The organism is Blastococcus sp. SYSU D00922 (genome assembly GCF_054050495.1).
In genome coordinates this window covers 208,931-225,467 of the sequence record NZ_JBJGZL010000007.1, presented here as the reverse complement: position 1 = coordinate 225,467, position 16,537 = coordinate 208,931, and the positions used below count along the sequence as shown (strand labels likewise).

16 protein-coding genes are annotated in these 16,537 nt (G+C 74.8%); 10 read left to right on the top strand and 6 right to left on the bottom strand.

Features of this window, described 5'->3' with window-relative positions:
- Positions 1 to 46: 46 nt before the first annotated feature.
- A complete protein-coding gene (locus ACI78T_RS12705) occupies positions 47 to 1,174 on the top strand; it encodes a uroporphyrinogen-III synthase (protein WP_456558461.1) in 1,128 nt (375 codons plus the stop codon).
- Positions 1,175 to 1,268: 94 nt separating this feature from the next.
- Complete coding sequence (locus tag ACI78T_RS12700) at positions 1,269 to 1,826, top strand: flavodoxin domain-containing protein (RefSeq protein ID WP_456558460.1); 558 nt, start codon at positions 1,269 to 1,271, stop codon at positions 1,824 to 1,826.
- On the opposite strand, the gene ACI78T_RS12695 is transcribed toward ACI78T_RS12700, so the two are convergent.
- Together ACI78T_RS12695 and ACI78T_RS12690 are read right to left on the bottom strand one after the other, a co-directional pair.
- Complete coding sequence (locus ACI78T_RS12695) at positions 1,783 to 2,355, bottom strand: GNAT family N-acetyltransferase (protein WP_456558459.1); 573 nt, start codon at positions 2,353 to 2,355, stop codon at positions 1,783 to 1,785. The two genes, ACI78T_RS12700 and ACI78T_RS12695, sit on opposite strands and share 44 nt — an antisense overlap.
- Positions 2,356 to 2,433: 78 nt before the next feature.
- Positions 2,434 to 3,825 (bottom strand): nitrate/nitrite transporter, encoded by a 1,392-nt coding sequence (locus ACI78T_RS12690; RefSeq protein WP_456558458.1) that lies wholly within the window; start codon positions 3,823 to 3,825, stop codon positions 2,434 to 2,436.
- A 146-nt stretch (positions 3,826 to 3,971) separates the two neighbouring features.
- Here ACI78T_RS12690 and ACI78T_RS12685 point away from each other — a divergent pair, with 146 nt between their 5' ends.
- The gene (locus ACI78T_RS12685; RefSeq protein ID WP_456558457.1) at positions 3,972 to 4,775 is read left to right on the top strand and encodes a hypothetical protein; all 804 of its coding nucleotides are present in this window, start codon (positions 3,972 to 3,974) and stop codon (positions 4,773 to 4,775) included.
- Between the two features lie 6 nt (positions 4,776 to 4,781).
- Here ACI78T_RS12685 and ACI78T_RS12680 read toward each other — a convergent pair whose 3' ends face one another.
- On the bottom strand, positions 4,782 to 5,204 hold the full coding sequence (locus ACI78T_RS12680) for a hypothetical protein (protein WP_456558456.1): 423 nt from the start codon (positions 5,202 to 5,204) through the stop codon (positions 4,782 to 4,784).
- A 201-nt stretch (positions 5,205 to 5,405) separates the two neighbouring features.
- Here ACI78T_RS12680 and ACI78T_RS12675 point away from each other — a divergent pair, with 201 nt between their 5' ends.
- The 4 genes from ACI78T_RS12675 to ACI78T_RS12660 all read left to right on the top strand — a co-directional run bounded on the left by ACI78T_RS12675 (position 5,406) and on the right by ACI78T_RS12660 (position 8,630).
- The gene (locus ACI78T_RS12675) at positions 5,406 to 5,582 is read left to right on the top strand and encodes a hypothetical protein (RefSeq protein ID WP_456558455.1); all 177 of its coding nucleotides are present in this window, start codon (positions 5,406 to 5,408) and stop codon (positions 5,580 to 5,582) included.
- Positions 5,583 to 5,599: 17 nt separating this feature from the next.
- Complete coding sequence (locus ACI78T_RS12670; protein WP_456558454.1) at positions 5,600 to 6,028, top strand: hypothetical protein; 429 nt, start codon at positions 5,600 to 5,602, stop codon at positions 6,026 to 6,028.
- A gap of 74 nt (positions 6,029 to 6,102) precedes the next feature.
- On the top strand, positions 6,103 to 7,872 hold the full coding sequence (locus tag ACI78T_RS12665; protein ID WP_456558453.1) for a hypothetical protein: 1,770 nt from the start codon (positions 6,103 to 6,105) through the stop codon (positions 7,870 to 7,872).
- 98 nt (positions 7,873 to 7,970) lie between these two features.
- Positions 7,971 to 8,630 carry a DUF4333 domain-containing protein gene (locus tag ACI78T_RS12660; RefSeq protein ID WP_456558452.1) on the top strand — a complete coding sequence of 220 codons (660 nt, stop codon included), beginning with the start codon at positions 7,971 to 7,973 and terminating at the stop codon, positions 8,628 to 8,630.
- Positions 8,631 to 8,634: 4 nt separating this feature from the next.
- On the opposite strand, the gene ACI78T_RS12655 is transcribed toward ACI78T_RS12660, so the two are convergent.
- Genes ACI78T_RS12655 through ACI78T_RS12645 form a run of 3 tightly spaced genes read right to left on the bottom strand, consistent with a single transcriptional unit; the run spans position 8,635 to position 14,071 of the window.
- Entirely contained in the window at positions 8,635 to 8,961 is a 327-nt protein-coding gene (locus ACI78T_RS12655) for a Rieske (2Fe-2S) protein (protein WP_456558451.1), read from the bottom strand.
- Positions 8,958 to 11,486, bottom strand: a complete 2,529-nt coding sequence (gene nirB, locus ACI78T_RS12650) for a nitrite reductase large subunit NirB (protein WP_456558450.1) — start codon at positions 11,484 to 11,486, stop codon at positions 8,958 to 8,960. The genes ACI78T_RS12655 and nirB overlap by 4 nt, the downstream gene beginning before the upstream one ends.
- Complete coding sequence (locus ACI78T_RS12645; RefSeq protein ID WP_456558449.1) at positions 11,483 to 14,071, bottom strand: molybdopterin oxidoreductase family protein; 2,589 nt, start codon at positions 14,069 to 14,071, stop codon at positions 11,483 to 11,485. The genes nirB and ACI78T_RS12645 overlap by 4 nt, the downstream gene beginning before the upstream one ends.
- Positions 14,072 to 14,223: 152 nt before the next feature.
- On the opposite strand from ACI78T_RS12645, the gene ACI78T_RS12640 reads away from it, so the two are divergent.
- From ACI78T_RS12640 to ACI78T_RS12630, 3 genes are all read left to right on the top strand, one after another.
- Entirely contained in the window at positions 14,224 to 15,042 is an 819-nt protein-coding gene (locus ACI78T_RS12640; protein ID WP_456558448.1) for a TetR/AcrR family transcriptional regulator C-terminal domain-containing protein, read from the top strand.
- A 128-nt stretch (positions 15,043 to 15,170) separates the two neighbouring features.
- Positions 15,171 to 15,944, top strand: a complete 774-nt coding sequence (locus ACI78T_RS12635) for a DUF2382 domain-containing protein (RefSeq protein WP_456558447.1) — start codon at positions 15,171 to 15,173, stop codon at positions 15,942 to 15,944.
- On the top strand, positions 15,944 to 16,525 hold the full coding sequence (locus ACI78T_RS12630; RefSeq protein ID WP_456558446.1) for a hypothetical protein: 582 nt from the start codon (positions 15,944 to 15,946) through the stop codon (positions 16,523 to 16,525). The genes ACI78T_RS12635 and ACI78T_RS12630 overlap by 1 nt, the downstream gene beginning before the upstream one ends.
- The last annotated feature ends 12 nt before the right edge of the window (positions 16,526 to 16,537 follow it).

The window sequence follows — 16,537 nt, the reverse complement described above, 5'->3', positions numbered from 1 at the left end:
ACTCCCCCGACACAGTCCCGCAACGCGGAGCACGCACCATGGGGAGGTGACCGACACCGCGCCCCGGCCCGACGAGGCGCCGGAGGTCCTGCCGCTGGCCGGCTACACCGTCGCGGTCACCGCCGCCCGCCGCAAGGAGGAGCTCGGGGCGCTGCTGGACCGCCGGGGCGCCCGGGTGGTGCACGCCCCGGCGATCCGGATCGTCCCGCTCGCCGACGACACCGAGCTCGTGGCCGCCACCCGCGAGGTGCTGGCCCGGCCGGTCGACCTCGTCGTCGCGACCACCGGGGTCGGCTTCCGCGGCTGGTTGGAGGCCGCCGAGGCCTGGGACCTGCCGCTGGTCGACCACCTCGCGAAGGCGCGCGTGCTCGCCCGCGGCCCGAAGGCCCGCGGCGCCATCCGCGGCGGAGGCCTGGTCGACGCGTGGTCGCCCGAGTCCGAGTCGTCGGCCGAGGTGCTCTCCCACCTGCTCTCCGGCGCGGAGGGTCCGCTGGAGGGTCGCCGGATCGCCGTCCAGCTGCACGGCGACCCGCTGCCCGACCTGGTGGCGGGGCTGCGCGACGCCGGCGCCGACGTCCTGACCGTGCCGGTGTACCGCTGGGTCCTGCCCGAGGACGTGACGCCGGTGCGCCGCCTGGTGGGCGCCGTGGTCGCGGGCGCGGTCGACGCGGTGACGTTCACCAGCGCCCCGGCGGCGGCCAGCCTGCTCCGGGTCGCCGACGAGCTGGGCCTGCGCGCGGACCTCGTCACCGCGATGAACGACCGGGTGCTCGCCGTCGCCGTCGGACCGGTGACCGCGGCCCCGCTGGACGCGGCGGGCATCCCGTCCCGCCAGCCCGAGCGGGCGCGCCTCGGCGCCCTGGCCCGGGAGGTGGTCGCCCGACTCCCCGAGCGCGACCCGGTGCTCCAGGTGGGACCGCACCAGGTCCAGGTGCGCGGGTACGCGGCGGTCCTCGACGGGCGCCTCGTGGAGCTCGCGCCCGGCCCCATGGCGGTGCTGCGGGAGCTGGCCCGCCGTCCTGGTCACGTCGTCCCCCGGCCCGAGCTCGTCGCGGCGCTGCCCGGCGGCGGGGACGGGCACGCCGTCGAGATGGCCGTGACGCGGCTGCGCGCGGCGCTCGGTGCGCCCGTCGTCGAGACCGTCGTCAAGCGCGGCTACCGCCTGAAGCTCTGACCCGTGCCCGGGCGGCGGGCGCGAGCGTCTTGAGCGGCTGCCACGGACGGTCCACAGTGGCACCGGGTCCGCCGGGGCGACGGGAGGAGCCGTCATGACCGTGCTGGTCGCGTACGCGAGCCGGAGGGGCAGCACGCGGGAGATCGCGGAGCGGATCGCCGCCCGGCTGCGCAGCCACGGGTTCGAGGTGCACCTCGACCCGCTGCTCGGCCGGGAGCAGGTCGGCCACTTCCAGGCGGTGGTGCTGGGCAGCCCCATCTACGGCCGGCGGTGGGAGCGGGAGGCGGTCGACTTCTGCCGCCGGAACGCCGCCGCCCTGGCCGGCCACGCCGTGTGGACGTTCAGCGTGGGCTGGCCGGGGACCGCCGACGGGCAGGAACGGGATGCCCGGCACCTGGACGAGGTGCACCGGCTCGTCCCCGCACGCGAGCACCACTACTTCCACGGCGCGCTGGCCGCCCGCGACCTCCCGCTGGTCCGGCGGGTGGCCTTCGGGATGCGACGCGGTCGCACCGGCGACCTACGCGACTGGCCGGCGATCGACGCGTGGGCCGACGCGATCGCCGCGCAGCTGCCGGCCCCCGCGGGCTCCCCCGGGCCGGGGTCGGTCAGCGCAGGTCCCGCCGCATCAGGACGCGGGGGAAGCCGTTGATGACCGACGTGGTGTCGGCCGCCTTGACGAAGCCCGCCCGCTCGAAGAGCCGCTGCGTGCCGACGTAGGCCATGGTCAGGTCGACCTTCCGGCCGTCGTTGTCGACCGGGTAGCCCTCGATCGCCGGGGCACCCCGCTCGCGGGCGAACTCCACGGCGCCCGCGACGAGGTGGTGGGCGATGCCCTGGCCACGGTGCCCGGGGCGCACCCGCACGCACCACAGCGACCAGACGTCGAGGTCGTCGACGTGCGGGATCTTGCGGTTGGTGGCGAAGGCCGTGTCGCTGCGCGGGTGGACGGCCGCCCAGCCCACGACCTCGTCGCCGTCGTAGGCGAGCACCCCCGGCGGCGGGTCCTCCCGGACCAGCTGCCGCACCCGCTCCCCGCGCTCCTGCCGGTGCAGCGCGAGGTTCTCCTTCGAGGTCAGGCGGTAGCTCAGGCACCAGCAGACGTCGGCGTCCGGCCGCTTGGGACCGACCATCGTCGCGACCTCGTCGAACTCGGTGGCCGGACGCACCTCGATCGCCATGCCGCGGATCTTCGCAGTTCGGCCCCGTCCAGAGGCTCGCCGCGAGCCTGCGAGCGGTGAGGGGGACGGGGTCCTTCTTCAGACGCGGCCGAGCGCCGTGCCGGGCCGCAGGTAGACCGTCCAGGTCACCGCGACGCAGACGACGTAGAAGGCGATGAACGCCAGGTACGCGGAGTCGCCGGTGCCCGTGGTCATGAACGACTGCCGGAACGCCAGGTTCACCAGGACCCCGCCGAAGGCGCCGATCGCGCCGGCGATCCCGATGAGCGCTCCGGACATCCGCAGCGCCCGCCGGTCCGCGGCGTCCGGGTCGCCGCCCTCGGCCACCTGCTGCAGCGCCTGGGAGCGGAAGATCGCCGGGATCATCTTGTAGGTCGAGCCGTTGCCGATGCCGCTGAGCACGAACAGCAGCACGAAGCCGACGACGAACAGCGGCAGCGACTCCACCTGGCTCGCCGTCCAGACCACCGACGCGCCGATGGCCATCGCGACGAAGTTCCAGCAGGTGATCCGCGCGCCGCCGAACCGGTCGGCCAGCGAGCCGCCCACCGGCCGGATCAGCGAGCCCAGCAGCGGCCCGAGCCAGGTCAGCGACGCGGCGGCCAGCGGCGTGGCGAAGGACTCGGTGAACTGGTTCTGCAGGACCTGCCCGAAGGCGAAGCCGAACCCGATGAAGGAGCCGAAGGTCCCGATGTAGAGGAAGGACATGATCCAGGTGTGCGACTCCCGGGTCGCCTCCCGCATGGCGCGCGGCTGGTTGCGCGCCGTCGTCAGGTTGTCCATCAGCAGCGCGGCGCCGAGGGCGGCGACGACGATCAGCGGGATGTAGACGAACAGGATCACCCGGGGGTGCTCGACCCCGACCGTGGCCAGCACGAGCAGACCGACCAGCTGGACGACGGGGACGCCGAGGTTGCCGCCGCCGGCGTTCAGGCCGAGCGCCCAGCCCTTGAGCCGGTCGGGGTAGAAGGCGTTGATGTTGGCCATCGAGCTCGCGAAGTTGCCGCCGCCGACGCCGGCGAGGCAGGAGACGACGAGCAGGGTCGTGAACGAGACGCCGGGCTCGAGCACGATCGCGGTGGCGATCGTCGGGACGAGCAGCAGCGCGGCGCTGACGATCGTCCAGTTGCGGCCGCCGAACCGGGCGACGGCGAAGGTGTACGGCAGCCGGACGAAGGCGCCCAGGGCGGTCGGCAGGGTGGTGAGGAGGAACTTCCCCGCGGGGTCGATGCCGAACACCGGCTCGGGCAGGAACAGCACCAGCACCGACCAGAGGCTCCAGATGGAGAAGCCGACGTGCTCGGAGAAGATGGAGAAGAACAGGTTGCGGCGGGCGACCCTCTTCCCCGTGCTCTCCCAGAACTGCGGGTCCTCCGGGCGCCAGTCGTCGATCCACCTCCCCCTGCGACCGGACGGCGCCTCGGCGACCGGGTGCTGCGTCGGCTGGGCGGGGCGGGTGGGAGCGGCCATGCGAGGACCGTCGCAAGGGCGCGTTACCCGTGCGTCGCCCCGAGGCTGAACTCGTGTTCCGTTCTGCTCACCGAGGCTGACCCGCTGTGGTGAGGGCGGACGTTCCCGGTGTGCAGCCCGGACGCGGGAACGACGAAGATCACCGGGTGACCGCATCCGAGCAGACCCACGCCGAGGACGGGCTGACCGGCCGCGCCCTCATCGAGGCCGGCAGCCCCGTGGCGGGGTCGATGTGCCGCGCCGCGGCGACCGTCGTCTTCGAGCCGGCGGCCGCGGTGGTGCAGGTCGACGACCGGTTCGCCGCGTGCCTGCGGACCGCCGCGGACGAGGCGGCGGGCGTGCCGGTACCGCGGGAGCGGGTGCGCGCCGGTGCCGCCCTCGCGTTCGCGGTGGAGTACGCGGCGACGCTGCGCCGCAACGGCCGGCCGACGCGCGACGACTGGTTCGGCGAGCGCGCCGGCGGCCGGCCCCCGGCCCAGGAGCTCGCCGAGGCGGTGGTCGCCGCGGCCCGCCGCTCGACCGACGAGCGGCGGGTCCGCCACCTGGGCTACCTCCTCGCGGAGGTGGCCGTCTCCCCCGACGTCGACCTCGAGCTGGCCGGTCGCGCCCTGCGGCTCGCGGACTCGCTCAGCTGGCGGCAGCTCGCCCTCCTCGCCGGGGTCGGCCGCCGCGAGCGCGTGCCGCTGCCCATGCCCCCGCTCGAGGACGAGCCGCGTGCCTGGACGGCCTGGGGCGCCCGGGAGGACGTCACCGGCCTGCAGTCGGCCGGCCTGCTCGACCCGCCGCCGCCGGTCGCGGCGCGGCCGGTCGCCACGCTCCCCCGCCTCCGGGCCGCCGACCTGCGGCTGACGCGCCGCGGCGTGCTCGTGCACCGGCTGCTCGTGCTCGACCTCCTGCACGACGACGCCGTCGCGTCCGCGCTCGCCGACCTGGGGCTTCCCCGCAGCTGAGCCCCCTCACCGGGCCCGGGCGAGCGCAACCAGGTTCGCGACGACGCCGATGGCCGAGCCGACGACGCCGACCCACAGCAGCACCCGGCACACGACCGGCCAGACGTCGGAGTCGCCGAGGTCGAACGGGAAGACCTGCAGCAGCCGCACCGCCGCGACGAGGCCCAGGGCGGTCGTGGCGAGGGCCCCTGCCGCCGTCAGCCACCGCGGGTCCCGAACCAGGTGGACGAGGTTCACCGCGGCGGAGACGACCAGCGAGGCATCGATCCACCCGAGCACCGACTCGAAGTCGCCGGTCAGGAACGGGACGGCGTCCCACCCCGGCCAGCCGTGGATCAGCCACAGCAGGACCAGGTTGATCGCGGCCGCGACCGCGTAGCCGCTCCGCCGGCTCGCCGCGGACTGACGCCGATCGACCGTCGTCCTCATGGCACCCCCTCCGTCCCGGCCGACGCTAGGAGGGTCGGCTACCGGCGATCAGGGCCGTAGGTCGCCCGTCCCAGAGGGCGGAGGTCAGGCACGACGAGGGGCTGCTGCACGAATCGTTACCGATTCGTTGCCGCCGGGTGTCATCCTTTCCGCCCCTTCGGAGCGTCTTACGTACCAGGGGGCCACTGAGGGGAGCCTGCGTTGCTCGAGCACCACGGCACCACCGCGGACACCGCATCGGTGATCGCTGCGCGTCAGCTGGCCGAGGACGCTCACCGGCGGCGCGTGCTGTCCGACCTCAAGCGCCGTCGTCGCCGTCCGCTCGTCGTGCCCCCGCTGCCGGCCGCCCGGCAGGCCCCGGACTCCACCGCGGGCTGAGCAGCGCACGCCGAGGCGTGGACGACGTCCCTCCCCCGGTCGCCGGAGCGGCATGCCTGCTGGCGGCCGGCCTGGCGCTGGGCGCCTGCCAGGCGGGAGCCGAGACCGTCTGCTCGGCCGTCGGCTGGTCGAACGGGCTGACCGTGGAGCTGGCCGAGGGGTGGCCCGAGGTCGCGGACGGCGCGCTCGGCCTCGACTGCTCGTCCCCCTGCGGCCTCCAGGTTCGCCAGGGCGACGAGCCGGACGGGCTCACCGTGCCGCTGACCGGGACGGTGACGGTGGCGCAGCTCGGCATGACCACCCCCGACTCGGTGACCGTCACGGTGCTCGGGGCCGACGGGGTCGAGCTGGCCGTGCACGAGGCGGATCCCGACTGGATCCGGGTGGGCGGCACCGAGGAGTGCGGCGGCCCGCACGCCGCCACCGTCGTCGTCCCGGTCCCCTGACCCCGGCCCCGGCGCACCCCGGGTGCCGCGACCGGGCCGCAGGAGGACAGTGACGGCGGCGGAGGGAGCGTCGGATGGACGAGCGGGACGCGCTGTCCGCCCTGCTGCCCCCGCTGGTCCCGGCCGCGGTCCTCATCACCGACTCCCCGGAGGACGCGGTCGCGCTCCTGGCCGCCGCGCTCGGCGCGCCCGGCGCCCTCGACGACCTGGCCGGCGCGCGCCGCGCGCTCGTCCGCGAGGGGCTGCGACGGCCCGGCCGGGTGGTGCAGGTCGTCGAGTCGGCGACGAGGCCACCGGACGACGACGACAGCGCCCTGGCCGCGGCCCTGCGCTCCCTGCCCGACCGGGACCGGGCGGCAGCCGTGCTGCACCTCGTGGCCGGACCGCTGCCGGGCGGCGCGGGCGACCGGGCCGTCGGCCTGCTGGGAGCGGAACTGGCGCGGCTCGACGAGGAGGAGCGGCACGAGCGCGACCGCGCCGCCGCGGCGTACCGGGCACCCGGGTCGGCGCCCGCGCCCGATCGACCCCCTCCGGAGCTCCCCGAGCGGCTGGCCCGGCTGGCCAACGGACGGCCGCTGCCACCGACCGCGCTCGAGACGATCGCCGCCGCGGTCGACGACGCCGCGCGCAGCCGTCGTCGCCGTCGGCTCCGCGTCGCCGCGGCCGCGGTGGCGGCCGGGCTGCTGCTCGCGCTGACCCCCCTGCTGCCGCGCGGGCCCGAGAACCCGCCGACGGTCTTCGGCGGTCCGACGAGCGGGTCGCTGGCCGAGGACGGCCGATTCCTCCGCGGGATCCGTGGGGCCACCTGGCCGGAGGCGCCGTCCGATCGGCGGGTCGTCTTCGCGGGCGACGTCCCCGGCGGGCGCTGGGCGCTGGTCGCCGCCGGCGGGACGCCGTCGAGCCCGGCGGCCGTCGCGTGGTTCACCGGTCCGGCCGGTGCCGACGCGGACGGCATGGTGCTGCGCTCGGTCCGGACGGCCCCCGAGCCGGCCCTCCCCGTGTCCCTGACCGACCCGGCGACCGGGGCCCTGGTGGTGGTGGGCCTCCCGGGCGACCGGATCGAGGTGTCGGAGCGGCCGGTGGTCGCCGCCGACGGCTCGCTCACCCGCGAGTACCACGGCGTCCCGTCCTCGGCGGGCGTCGCCGTCACCGGCCTGCCGCCCACGCCGTACACCGGGATGAGCGCCCTGCGTGTCCGCGTGGTCCGGGACGAGCGGGCCCTCCCGCTGCTCCCGCCGACGGTCCTCGACGCCCCCGGGGATCCGCGCGTCCAGGTGCCGCTGACCTCGCTCCGTCCCGGCGCGCCGTCCGCGGTCCAGGACGTGGCCGTGCAGTCGCGGCTCCGCTCGGTGCTCGGCCAGCTCGGCCTGGCGCCCGAGGACACCCCGGTCACGGCCCTCTGGTCGGGCGACCTGCCCGGTCCCGAGGACAGCCCCACCCGGCTGAGCGTGCTGGCGATCGCCCAGGCGTCCGGCGCCTACGTCGTCACCGCTCCGTACGGCTACGAGGCCGATCCGGGCGGGCCGGCCGTCACCTCGTGGTGCGGCACGGGGGTGCTCCCGTCCGGGCCGCCGCTGGAGGAGCGCGTCGTCGTCCTGCGCTGCGACTTCCGCGACCTCTCGATGCGCGCGGAGATCTCCCGGTTCCTGGTCGTCGTCGCGCCTCGTACCGCGACGTCGGTCCGGGTGCTGGACGGGACCGGGGCCACGATCGGCGAGCACCCGCTGGCCGACGGCGTGGCCGTCGTCCGCTCGCCCGGTGACGTCGCCCGGGTGTCGGTGACGACGGCGGGCGGCGGGACCGCGGAGGCCGTCCCGTTCGTGAACGCCGACCTCGCGGGTTGAGGCGCGGTCGCCTCAAGTGCGGCGCAAGTGCATCCAAGCCGCTCGTAAGCGACTCCCGTCATGGTCGCCCCCGACCGCACCCGACGAGGAGAACCCCCATGGCTTCGCAGACCTACCCCACCCCGTCCTCCGGCTCGCCGGCCCCGCAGTACGGCCGGCCGCAGTACGGCCCACCCGACTACGGGCCTCCGGCCGGCGGCTACGCGCCCGCACCCGCGCCGCGGCGCAAGCGCACCGGAGCCGTCGTCGCCGCGGTCGTCGGGGCGGTGGTGGTGCTCGGCGGGCTGGTCGTCGGCGCGCTCCTGCTCTTCGGCGCCAAGACCCTGGACACCGCGGAGGTCGAGAACCAGGTCCAGCGCCTGACCGCGGAGCAGACGGGCGTCGCGCCCGAGGACGTGTCGTGCCCCGCCGACGTCGAGGCGGAGTCCGGCGCGGCGTTCACCTGCACCGGGTCCCTGGAGGGGCAGCCGATCTCCTTCACCGTCACGCAGACCGACGACGAGGGCGACGTGCGGATCGAGAGCGACAACACCTTCGTGGACGTGGGGACGGTCGAGGCGTCGCTCGACGAGCAGCTGGGCGAGCTGACCGGCGTGGTCGTCATCAGCAGTTGCGACACCGGCGGCCGCTCCGTGCTCGTCGACGCGGTCGGGACGCCGATCCCGTGCTTCGTGGACAACGCCGCCGACGCCTCGGACACCGCCGAGGTCGTGGCGACGGTGGACGAGGACGGCGCCGTCTCCTACGAGTTCGCCTGACCGGCTACAGCTCGACGACGACCTGGCCGTCCACCTCGCGCACCGGGTAGACCCGGATCGGCGCGGCTCCGGACGTCGAGGCGCCGTCGGACCACCGGTACGCGTAGAGGTGCAACGGGCAGACCAGCACGTCGACGTCGGTCTGCCCGTCGGCCAGCGGGCCGCCTGCATGCGGGCAGGCGGCCTGCGTCGCGTGCAGCGAGCCGTCGCGCAACCGGAACACCGCCACCTGGACGTCACCGGCGACGAAGGCCCGCCCCTCCCCGGGCGGGATCTCCGCCACCGGGCCGAGGACGTGCTCGGTGGTGGTGCGGACATCGGTCATGCTCATCGGACGGGCACCTTCGGGAGCGGGATCAGGGGCAGCGCGGGGCGGAACTGGCCCGGGGTGGCCGGCTCCTTCGCGTCCTGGCCCCACGGGTCGCGGTAGGCGTCGATCGAGCGCTGGATCCCGGCGTCGAGGTCGGCGCAGATGCCCTCGCCGTCCTCCAGCAGGACGTGCTTGAGCTTCTCCAGCCCGACGCGGGGCACGAAGTCGTAGGTGCGCTCGAGCCAGTTGGCGTTCTCGCGGTAGTACTGCATGAACCGGCCGGCGAGCGTGATCACCGCCTCCGGGGAGTCCACGGTCGCCAGGAGGTCGCCCTTGCGCACCGACGCCCCGGCGGCGCCGCCGACGTAGACCTCCCACCGGCCGTTGCCGATCGCGACGACCCCGAGGTCCTTCACGTACGCCTCCGCGCAGTTGCGCGGGCAGCCGACGACGGCGAGCTTCATCTTCGCCGGGCTCTCGATGCCCTGGAACCGGGTCTCGAGGTCGATGCCGAGCTGGGTCGAGTCGCCGAGCCCGAACCGGCAGAAGTCGCTGCCGACGCAGGTCTTCACGGTGCGGAAGCTCTTCCCGTAGGCGTAGCCGGACGGCATGCCGAGGTCGTCCCACATCGCCGGCAGGTCCTCCTTGCGGACGCCGAGCAGGTCGATCCGCTGGCCGCCGGTCACCTTGACCATCGGCACCTCGTACTTCTCCGCCACGTCCGCGATCCGGCGCAGCTGCGCGGGCGTGGTGACGCCGCCCTTCATCTGCGGGACGACGGAGAAGGTGCCGTCGCGCTGGATGTTGCCGTGGACGCGGTCGTTGACGAACTCGGCGTCCTTCTCGGGGATGTAGTCGTGGCCCCACATCATCTTGAGCAGCGAGGTGAGCCCCATCTTCGACTTCGCGTCGTCCTTGCCGCCGGGCGCCAGGGCGGCGAAGACGGCGGAGACGCTGCGGAGGTCCCGCTCGCGGATGGCGGCCATGAGCTCGGGCTTGGCCAGGGGGATGCCCGGCACGTAGTAGGAGGCGGCCGGGTCCTCGGCGAGGTCGCCGTCGGCGGCCCACTCGACGATCTGCTTCACCAGCGACTTGCAGGAGCCGCAGCCCTTGCCGGCGCGGGTGCGGTCCATGACCTCGCCGACGCTGCCGCAGCCGCCCGCGACCGCGCCGCAGATGTCGCCCTTGCTCACCCCGTTGCAGTTGCAGACCTGGGAGTCGGCGGGCATCTCCGCGACGCCGACCTCCTCCGCGCCGTCGGACAGGTCGACCAGCAGGCGGATCCGCTCCTCGGGCAGCGGGGCGCCGCGGTCGAACGCCTGGGTGAGGAAGGCGACCTTGCGGGTGTCGCCGAGCAGCGTGGCCCCGACCAGCTTGTCGTCGCGGATGACCACCGAGAGGTGCACGCCGCGCCGGGGCTCGGAGATCACCAGGAACTCGTCGTCGTCCCGCTCCGGGGTGTTGATGCCCATCACGGCGACGTCGACGCCGGCGACCTTGAGCTTCGTCGCCGTCCGGCTGCCGTGGTACTCGGCGTCCGGGTCGGTGCCGGTGAGCACGTCGGCGAGGACCGTGGCGTGCTCCCAGGCCGGCGCGACGAGCCCGTAGACCTCGCCGCGGTGCTGGGCGCACTCCCCGATCGCGTAGACGTCGGGGTCGTCGGTGCGCAGCTGGTCGTCGACGACGACGGCCCGCTCCACCTCCAGCCCGGACCGGACGGCGACGTCGGTGTGCGGGCGCACCCCGGCGGCGACCACGAGCAGGTCGGTGTCGATGCGCCGTCCGTCCTTGAGCACGACCGCCTCGACCCGGTCGGTGCCGACGACCTCGGTGGCCAGGACGTCGAGGTGCACGGTGATCCCGAGTTGCTCGACGCTCTTCTTCAGGATGGCGCCGGCCTCGGGGTCGAGCTGCGCGTTCATCAGGTAGGGCATGGCGTGCACGAGGTCGACCTGGAGGCCGTGCCCCTGCAGCGCGCGGGCCGCCTCCAGCCCCAGCAGGCCGCCGCCCATGACGACGGCGCGGCGGCAGCTGCCCGCCTCGGCCAGCAGCGCCCGCGTCTCGTCGATGGTGCGGAAGCCGTACACGCCCGGCAGCAGGTCCCCGGAGTCGGTGCGCACCCCGGCCATCGGCGGGATGAACGAGTAGCTGCCGGTCGCCAGGACGAGGTGGTCGTAGGGCGTGGCCGACCCGTCGTCGGCGTGCACCAGCTTCGCCGCGGTGTCGATGCGCGCGACCCGGACGCCGGCCCGGAGGTCGATGCCGTTGTCGGCGTACCAGTCGTGGCTGTTGAGCACGATGTCGTCCTCGTGCTCCTCGCCGGCCAGCACCGGCGAGAGCATGATCCGGTTGTAGTTGCCGTGCGGCTCGTCGCCGAAGACGGTGATCCGGAACTGGTCGCCGCCGCCGCGCTCGAGCACCTCCTCGACGAAGCGGGCGCCGGCCATGCCGTTGCCGACGACGACCAGCCGGCCGCGGGTGTCCAGCTCGTCGTCCACGCGGAGGGCGGTGAGGCCCTCGGGGCGGCCGCCCAGGACGGCAGTCACACCTCCACCAGCCCGAGGTCGACCACGAGCTCGCCGGTGACGCCCTCGGGCGCCGCGGCGTGCAGCTCGACGACGGTCCCGCCGACGAGTTCCTCGACCACGCGCAGCGGCACGTGCACGTCGCCCTTGGCGCCGATCGGGAACCAGCGCATCGGCTCGCCGTCGCGGAGCAGCAGCACGTAGACCAGCTCGCCGGTGGAGTTGCCGCCGCGGAAGTACAGGGCCTGCGCGGACTTCCCCTGCGGGACCGTGTAGCGCAGGGCGGCGTCGACCGGGCCGGGCTTGGCCAGGCCCTCGCCGGTGATCGGGAAGACGCCTTGCAGGAAGCGTGGGGTGCTCTTCACGCGGGTGCTCCTCTTCCGGGTGGGGTGGCGCGGCTGGGGGGCGGACGGGACGGAGTGGTCGCGCGGCTGCGGCTGGGTCGCGGCGGGCGGCGGTGGGATGAGCTCCTCGGGCCCGCCGACCCGGGCCACGGCGACCGCGCAGACCTTGAAGGCGGGCATCTTCGAGGTGGGATCGAGGGCGTCGGCGTCGGTCAGGGCGTTGGCGCTCGAGCCGCCGCCCCAGTGGAACGGCGCGAAGACGACGTCGGGCCGGACGGCATCGGTGACCAGCGCGTGGAAGCGGGCCCGTCCGCGCCGGGTGGTCAGCTGGACCACGTCGTCCTGGGCGATCCCGAGCCGCCGGGCGAGGTCGGGGTGCAGCTCGGCGCGGGGTGTCGGCGCGACCAGCTGGAGGCTGCGCGTGCGGCGGGTCTGCGTGCCCGACTGGTACTGGGCGAGCACCCGTCCGGTGGTCAGCACGTACGGGTGGTCGGCGTCCGGCCGCTCGTGGGCGTCGACGTGCTCGACCCGGACGAACCGCGCCCGGCCGTCGGGCGTGGCGAAGCGCTCGGTGAACAGCCGCGGGGTCCCGGGGTGGTCGGCGGAGGGGCACGGCCAGAAGACGCCCTGCTCGTCGTCGATGCGGCGGTAGCTGATGCCCGAGTAGTCCGCGGCGCCACCGGCGCTGGCGCGGCGCAGCTCCTCGAACACCGTCTCGGGGTCGCCGCTGAACAGGTGCCCGGTGCCGAGGCGGTCGGCGAGCGTGGCCAGCAGCTGCAGGTCGTCGGGGACCCCGGTGGGCGGGTCGAGCGACTTCCGCCGCCGGATGACCCGCCCCTCGACGTTGGTCATGGTGCCGTCCTCCTCGGCCCACATGGCGCTGGGCAGGACGACGTCGGCCAGCTCGGCGGTCTCGGAGAGGAAGAAGTCGCTGACGGCGAGGAAGTCGAGGTCGCCGAGCCGGCTGACGACCCTGCGCGCATCCGGCGCGGACACCGCGACGTTGGAGGCGAGGACCAGCAGGGTGCGCACGCCCCCGTCGGTGCCGAGCGCGTCGAGCAGCTCGAAGGCGCTCCGCCCGGGCATGGGGAAGTCCTCGGGGTCGACCCCCCAGACGGCGGCGACGTGCGCCCGCGCGGCGGGGTCGTCGAGCTTCCGGTAGCCGGGCAGCTGGTCGGCCTTCTGGCCGTGCTCGCGGCCACCCTGACCGTTCCCCTGCCCCGTGACCGTCCCCCACCCGCTGCCCGGACGCCCGGGCAGGCCGAGGGCCAGGGCGAGGTTGATCCACGCCTGCGCGGTGTCGGTGCCGCTGCGGTGCTGCTCGGCGCCGCGGGCGGTGAGGACGATCGCCTTCGCCGCCCTCGCCAGCGCGAACACCGTGCGCCGCTGGTTGGCGACCGGCACGCCGGTCAGCCGCTCGACCCGGTCGGGCCAGTAGGCGGCCACGCCCGCCCGGACGTCGTCGAAGCCGGTGGTGCGCGCGGCGACGTACTCCTCGTCGACCAGCCCCTCGGCCAGCGCGATGTGCAGCAGGCCGTTGGCCAGCGCCAGGTCGGTGCCGGGGAGCGGCTGGAGGTGCAGGGCGGCGTTGCGCGCCGTCGCCGTCCGCCGGGGGTCGACGACCACGTGCTGGGCACCGCGCTCGCGGCCGGCGTCGAACCACTGCATCGCCGGCGGCATCGTGTCGGCCGGGTTGCTGCCGACCAGCACGACGACGTCGGCCTCGGCGATGTCGGAGAGCGGGAACGGCATCCCGCGGTCGAGCCCGAACGCCCGGTTCGCCGCGCCCGCGGCCGACGACATGCAGAAGCGGCCGTTGTAGTCGATCGCGCTCGTGCGCAGGGCGACCCGGGCGAACTTCCCGAACTGGTAGGCCTGCTCGTTGGTGAGCGACCCGCCGCCGAAGCAGCCGACGGCGTCGCGGCCGTGCCGTGCCTGCGTGCGCTCGATCGCGTCGACCAGCCGCCCCAGGGCGTCGTCCCAGGTGCTCTCGACCAGAGGGCTGCTGCGGTCGCCGGGGGTGCTGCGGACCAGCGGCCGGAGCAGCCGCTCCGGGTGGTCGAGGAGCTCGGTGGACGACCAGCCCTTCGAGCAGAGCCCGCCCCTGTTGGTCGGGAAGTCGGCGGGCACGAGGGTGGCCGGCCGGTCGCCGGCGGTCACCTGCATGCCGCACTGCAGGGAGCAGTACGGGCAGTGCGTCAGGGTCGTCCGCGCGCTGCCCGTCCGGGCCGCCGAGGGCGACGGCGAGGCGGCGGCGGGCATGGACCCCAGCGTGGGTGGCCGTCGTTTCCCCCCGTGGACACCCGCGTCAACGCTGCGTTCCGGCTCCCTCACAAGGGGGCGGGGGCTGGTGTGCGCTGCGCACCGGCGCAGGATGGGGGGCGAGGGGGCGATCGCGAGGCGAGGGAGCACGTATGAACGGGCCGGACACGACGCCGGACACGCTGCCCGACGAGAGCGCCGATCCCGACACCCCCGAGGGCCGCGGCGGCGCCGCCGCCGTCATCCCCGCCGCCTCGCCGGGCACCGGCCGCGGCGGCCTCGACCGCCGGCGCGTGCTGGGTGCGGCCATCGAGTTCATCGACCAGCGGGGCCTCAACGCCCTGACGATGCGCCGCCTGGGCGCCCACCTCGGGGTCGAGGCGATGGCGCTGTACCGCTACGTGCCCGGCCGGGAGAACCTCCTCGACGGCGTCGTCGAGTCGGTGATCGACGAGCTGTACGGCGACCCGGACGTGCACCTGGCCGCGTCGCACGGCTGGCAGGACTACCTGCAGCGCCTGGCGCACGGCGTCCGCCGGATCGCGCTCGCCCACCCCGAGGTGTTCCCGCTGGTCGCCACCCGCCCGCCGGCGGCGCCCTGGGTGCGCCCCCCGCTGCGCAGCCTGCGGTGGGTGGAGTCCTTCCTCGACGCGCTGATCGGGAGCGGCTTCACCGAGGAGTCCGCGGTGGCGGCGTACCGGGCGTACTCCAGCTTCCTGCTCGGGCACCTGCTGCTCGAGGTGTCGCAGAAGGGCGTGAAGATCAGCCCCGAGGACGCCCCGGAGGGGGTGCCGGAGGCGGTGGCCGCCACCGATCTCAGCGAGTACCCGACCGTCGTCCGGCTGGAGTCGTTGCTCTCCCTCGACGAGTCGGCGGCGGAGTTCGAGGAGGCGCTGGAGAACCTGCTCGAGCGCCTCGAGGTGGTGCTGCGGGAGGGGCGCACCCCGCGCCGCGGCGATCCGCGGGACTGATCCGGCACGACACGCGGGCGGTCGGTTTACGACGTAAATCGACGGGCATGGCCTGGGACGGCCCTCGGCGGAGCACGTACCCCCGAGGTGAGACCGCAATCCCAGCCCTGAACCCGCGAGGAGCGCACGTGATCACCGAACAGCAGATCAGCACCGTCATCGGCAGCACCGCCCACGGCGCGGACGGCAAGCTCGGCACGGTCGGCGAGGTCTACCTCGACGACGAGACCGGCCGTCCCGAGTGGGCCACGGTCCGCACCGGCCTGTTCGGCACCAAGGAGTCGTTCGTGCCGCTGGCCGACGCCGACCTGTCGGGCAGCGACCTCCGGCTGCCCTACGACAAGGACAAGGTCTCGCACGCGCCGAAGGTCGACACCGACGGCCACCTCTCCCCCACCGAGGAGGCCGAGCTCTACCGCTACTACGGCATCGGCTCGGGCCTCGGCTCGGGCAACGGTGAGCAGTTCACGGAGACGACCACGACGACCGGCACCGTCGGGCACGACACCAGCGGCCCGACCACCGACGACGCGATGACGCGCTCGGAGGAGCACCTGAACGTCGGCACCCAGCGGGTGGAGGCCGGCCGCGCCCGCCTGCGCAAGTACGTCGTCACCGAGAACGTGACGCAGACGGTGCCGGTGTCGCACGAGGAGGTCCGCCTCGAGCGCGAGCCGATCACCGACGCCAACGTGGGCGCCGCCCTCGACGGCCCGGCCATCTCCGAGGAGGAGCACGAGGTCGTCCTGCACGCCGAGCGGCCCGTCGTGGCCAAGGAGGCCGTGCCGGTCGAGCGGGTCCGCCTGGACACCGAGACGGTGACGGCGCAGGAGACGGTGACCGACACCGTCCGCAAGGAGCAGATCGAGCTCGACGCCGACGCCGACGTCCGGCGGTCGTGATGACCGAGGGCGCCCATTCCACGAAGGGCGCGGCCCGGGACGCGGTCGACGCGCAGCGGTCCCGCTACGGCGGGATCAAGTGGGGGGCGGCGTTCTTCGGCTGGCTGTCCGCGAACGGCCTGGCGGTCCTGCTGGTGGCGCTGCTCAGCGCCGCCGGGGTGGCGATCGGCCTGACGCAGGGCGTGCCGTCGACCGACGAGGCGGTCCAGGAGGCCGACACGATCGGCGTCGTCGGCGGCATCGTGCTGCTGGTGATCCTGTTCCTCGCCTACCTGGCCGGCGGCTACGTGGCCGGCCGGATGGCGCGCTTCGACGGCGCCCGGCAGGGCATCGCCGTCTGGGTCATCGGACTGCTCGTGGTCATCCTGCTCGCGGTGCTCGGCCTGGTGTTCGGCTCGCAGTACAACGTGCTGCAGCAGCTCAACCTGCCGCGCATCCCGATCGAGGAGGGCACGGCGACGACCGGCGGCATCATCGCGCTGGTGGCCATCCTGCTCGTCACGCTGGCCGGGGCGATCGTCGGCGGCAAGCTCGGCGACCGCTACCACCGCAAGGTGGACCGCGCCGGCTTCGACGTGTGAGCACACCGCACC

Bases quoted from the DNA above. Each gene is read 5' to 3' on its own strand.
- ACI78T_RS12700 (WP_456558460.1), top strand. From the start codon at position 1,269: ATGACCGTGCTGGTCGCGTACGCGAGCCGGAGGGGCAGCACGCGGGAG.
- ACI78T_RS12695 (WP_456558459.1), bottom strand. From the start codon at position 2,355: ATGGCGATCGAGGTGCGTCCGGCCACCGAGTTCGACGAGGTCGCGACG.
- ACI78T_RS12690 (WP_456558458.1), bottom strand. From the start codon at position 3,825: ATGGCCGCTCCCACCCGCCCCGCCCAGCCGACGCAGCACCCGGTCGCC.
- ACI78T_RS12680 (WP_456558456.1), bottom strand. From the start codon at position 5,204: ATGAGGACGACGGTCGATCGGCGTCAGTCCGCGGCGAGCCGGCGGAGC.
- ACI78T_RS12665 (WP_456558453.1), top strand. From the start codon at position 6,103: ATGGACGAGCGGGACGCGCTGTCCGCCCTGCTGCCCCCGCTGGTCCCG.
- ACI78T_RS12660 (WP_456558452.1), top strand. From the start codon at position 7,971: ATGGCTTCGCAGACCTACCCCACCCCGTCCTCCGGCTCGCCGGCCCCG.
- ACI78T_RS12655 (WP_456558451.1), bottom strand. From the start codon at position 8,961: ATGAGCATGACCGATGTCCGCACCACCACCGAGCACGTCCTCGGCCCG.
- ACI78T_RS12645 (WP_456558449.1), bottom strand. From the start codon at position 14,071: ATGCCCGCCGCCGCCTCGCCGTCGCCCTCGGCGGCCCGGACGGGCAGC.
- ACI78T_RS12640 (WP_456558448.1), top strand. From the start codon at position 14,224: ATGAACGGGCCGGACACGACGCCGGACACGCTGCCCGACGAGAGCGCC.
- ACI78T_RS12630 (WP_456558446.1), top strand. From the start codon at position 15,944: ATGACCGAGGGCGCCCATTCCACGAAGGGCGCGGCCCGGGACGCGGTC.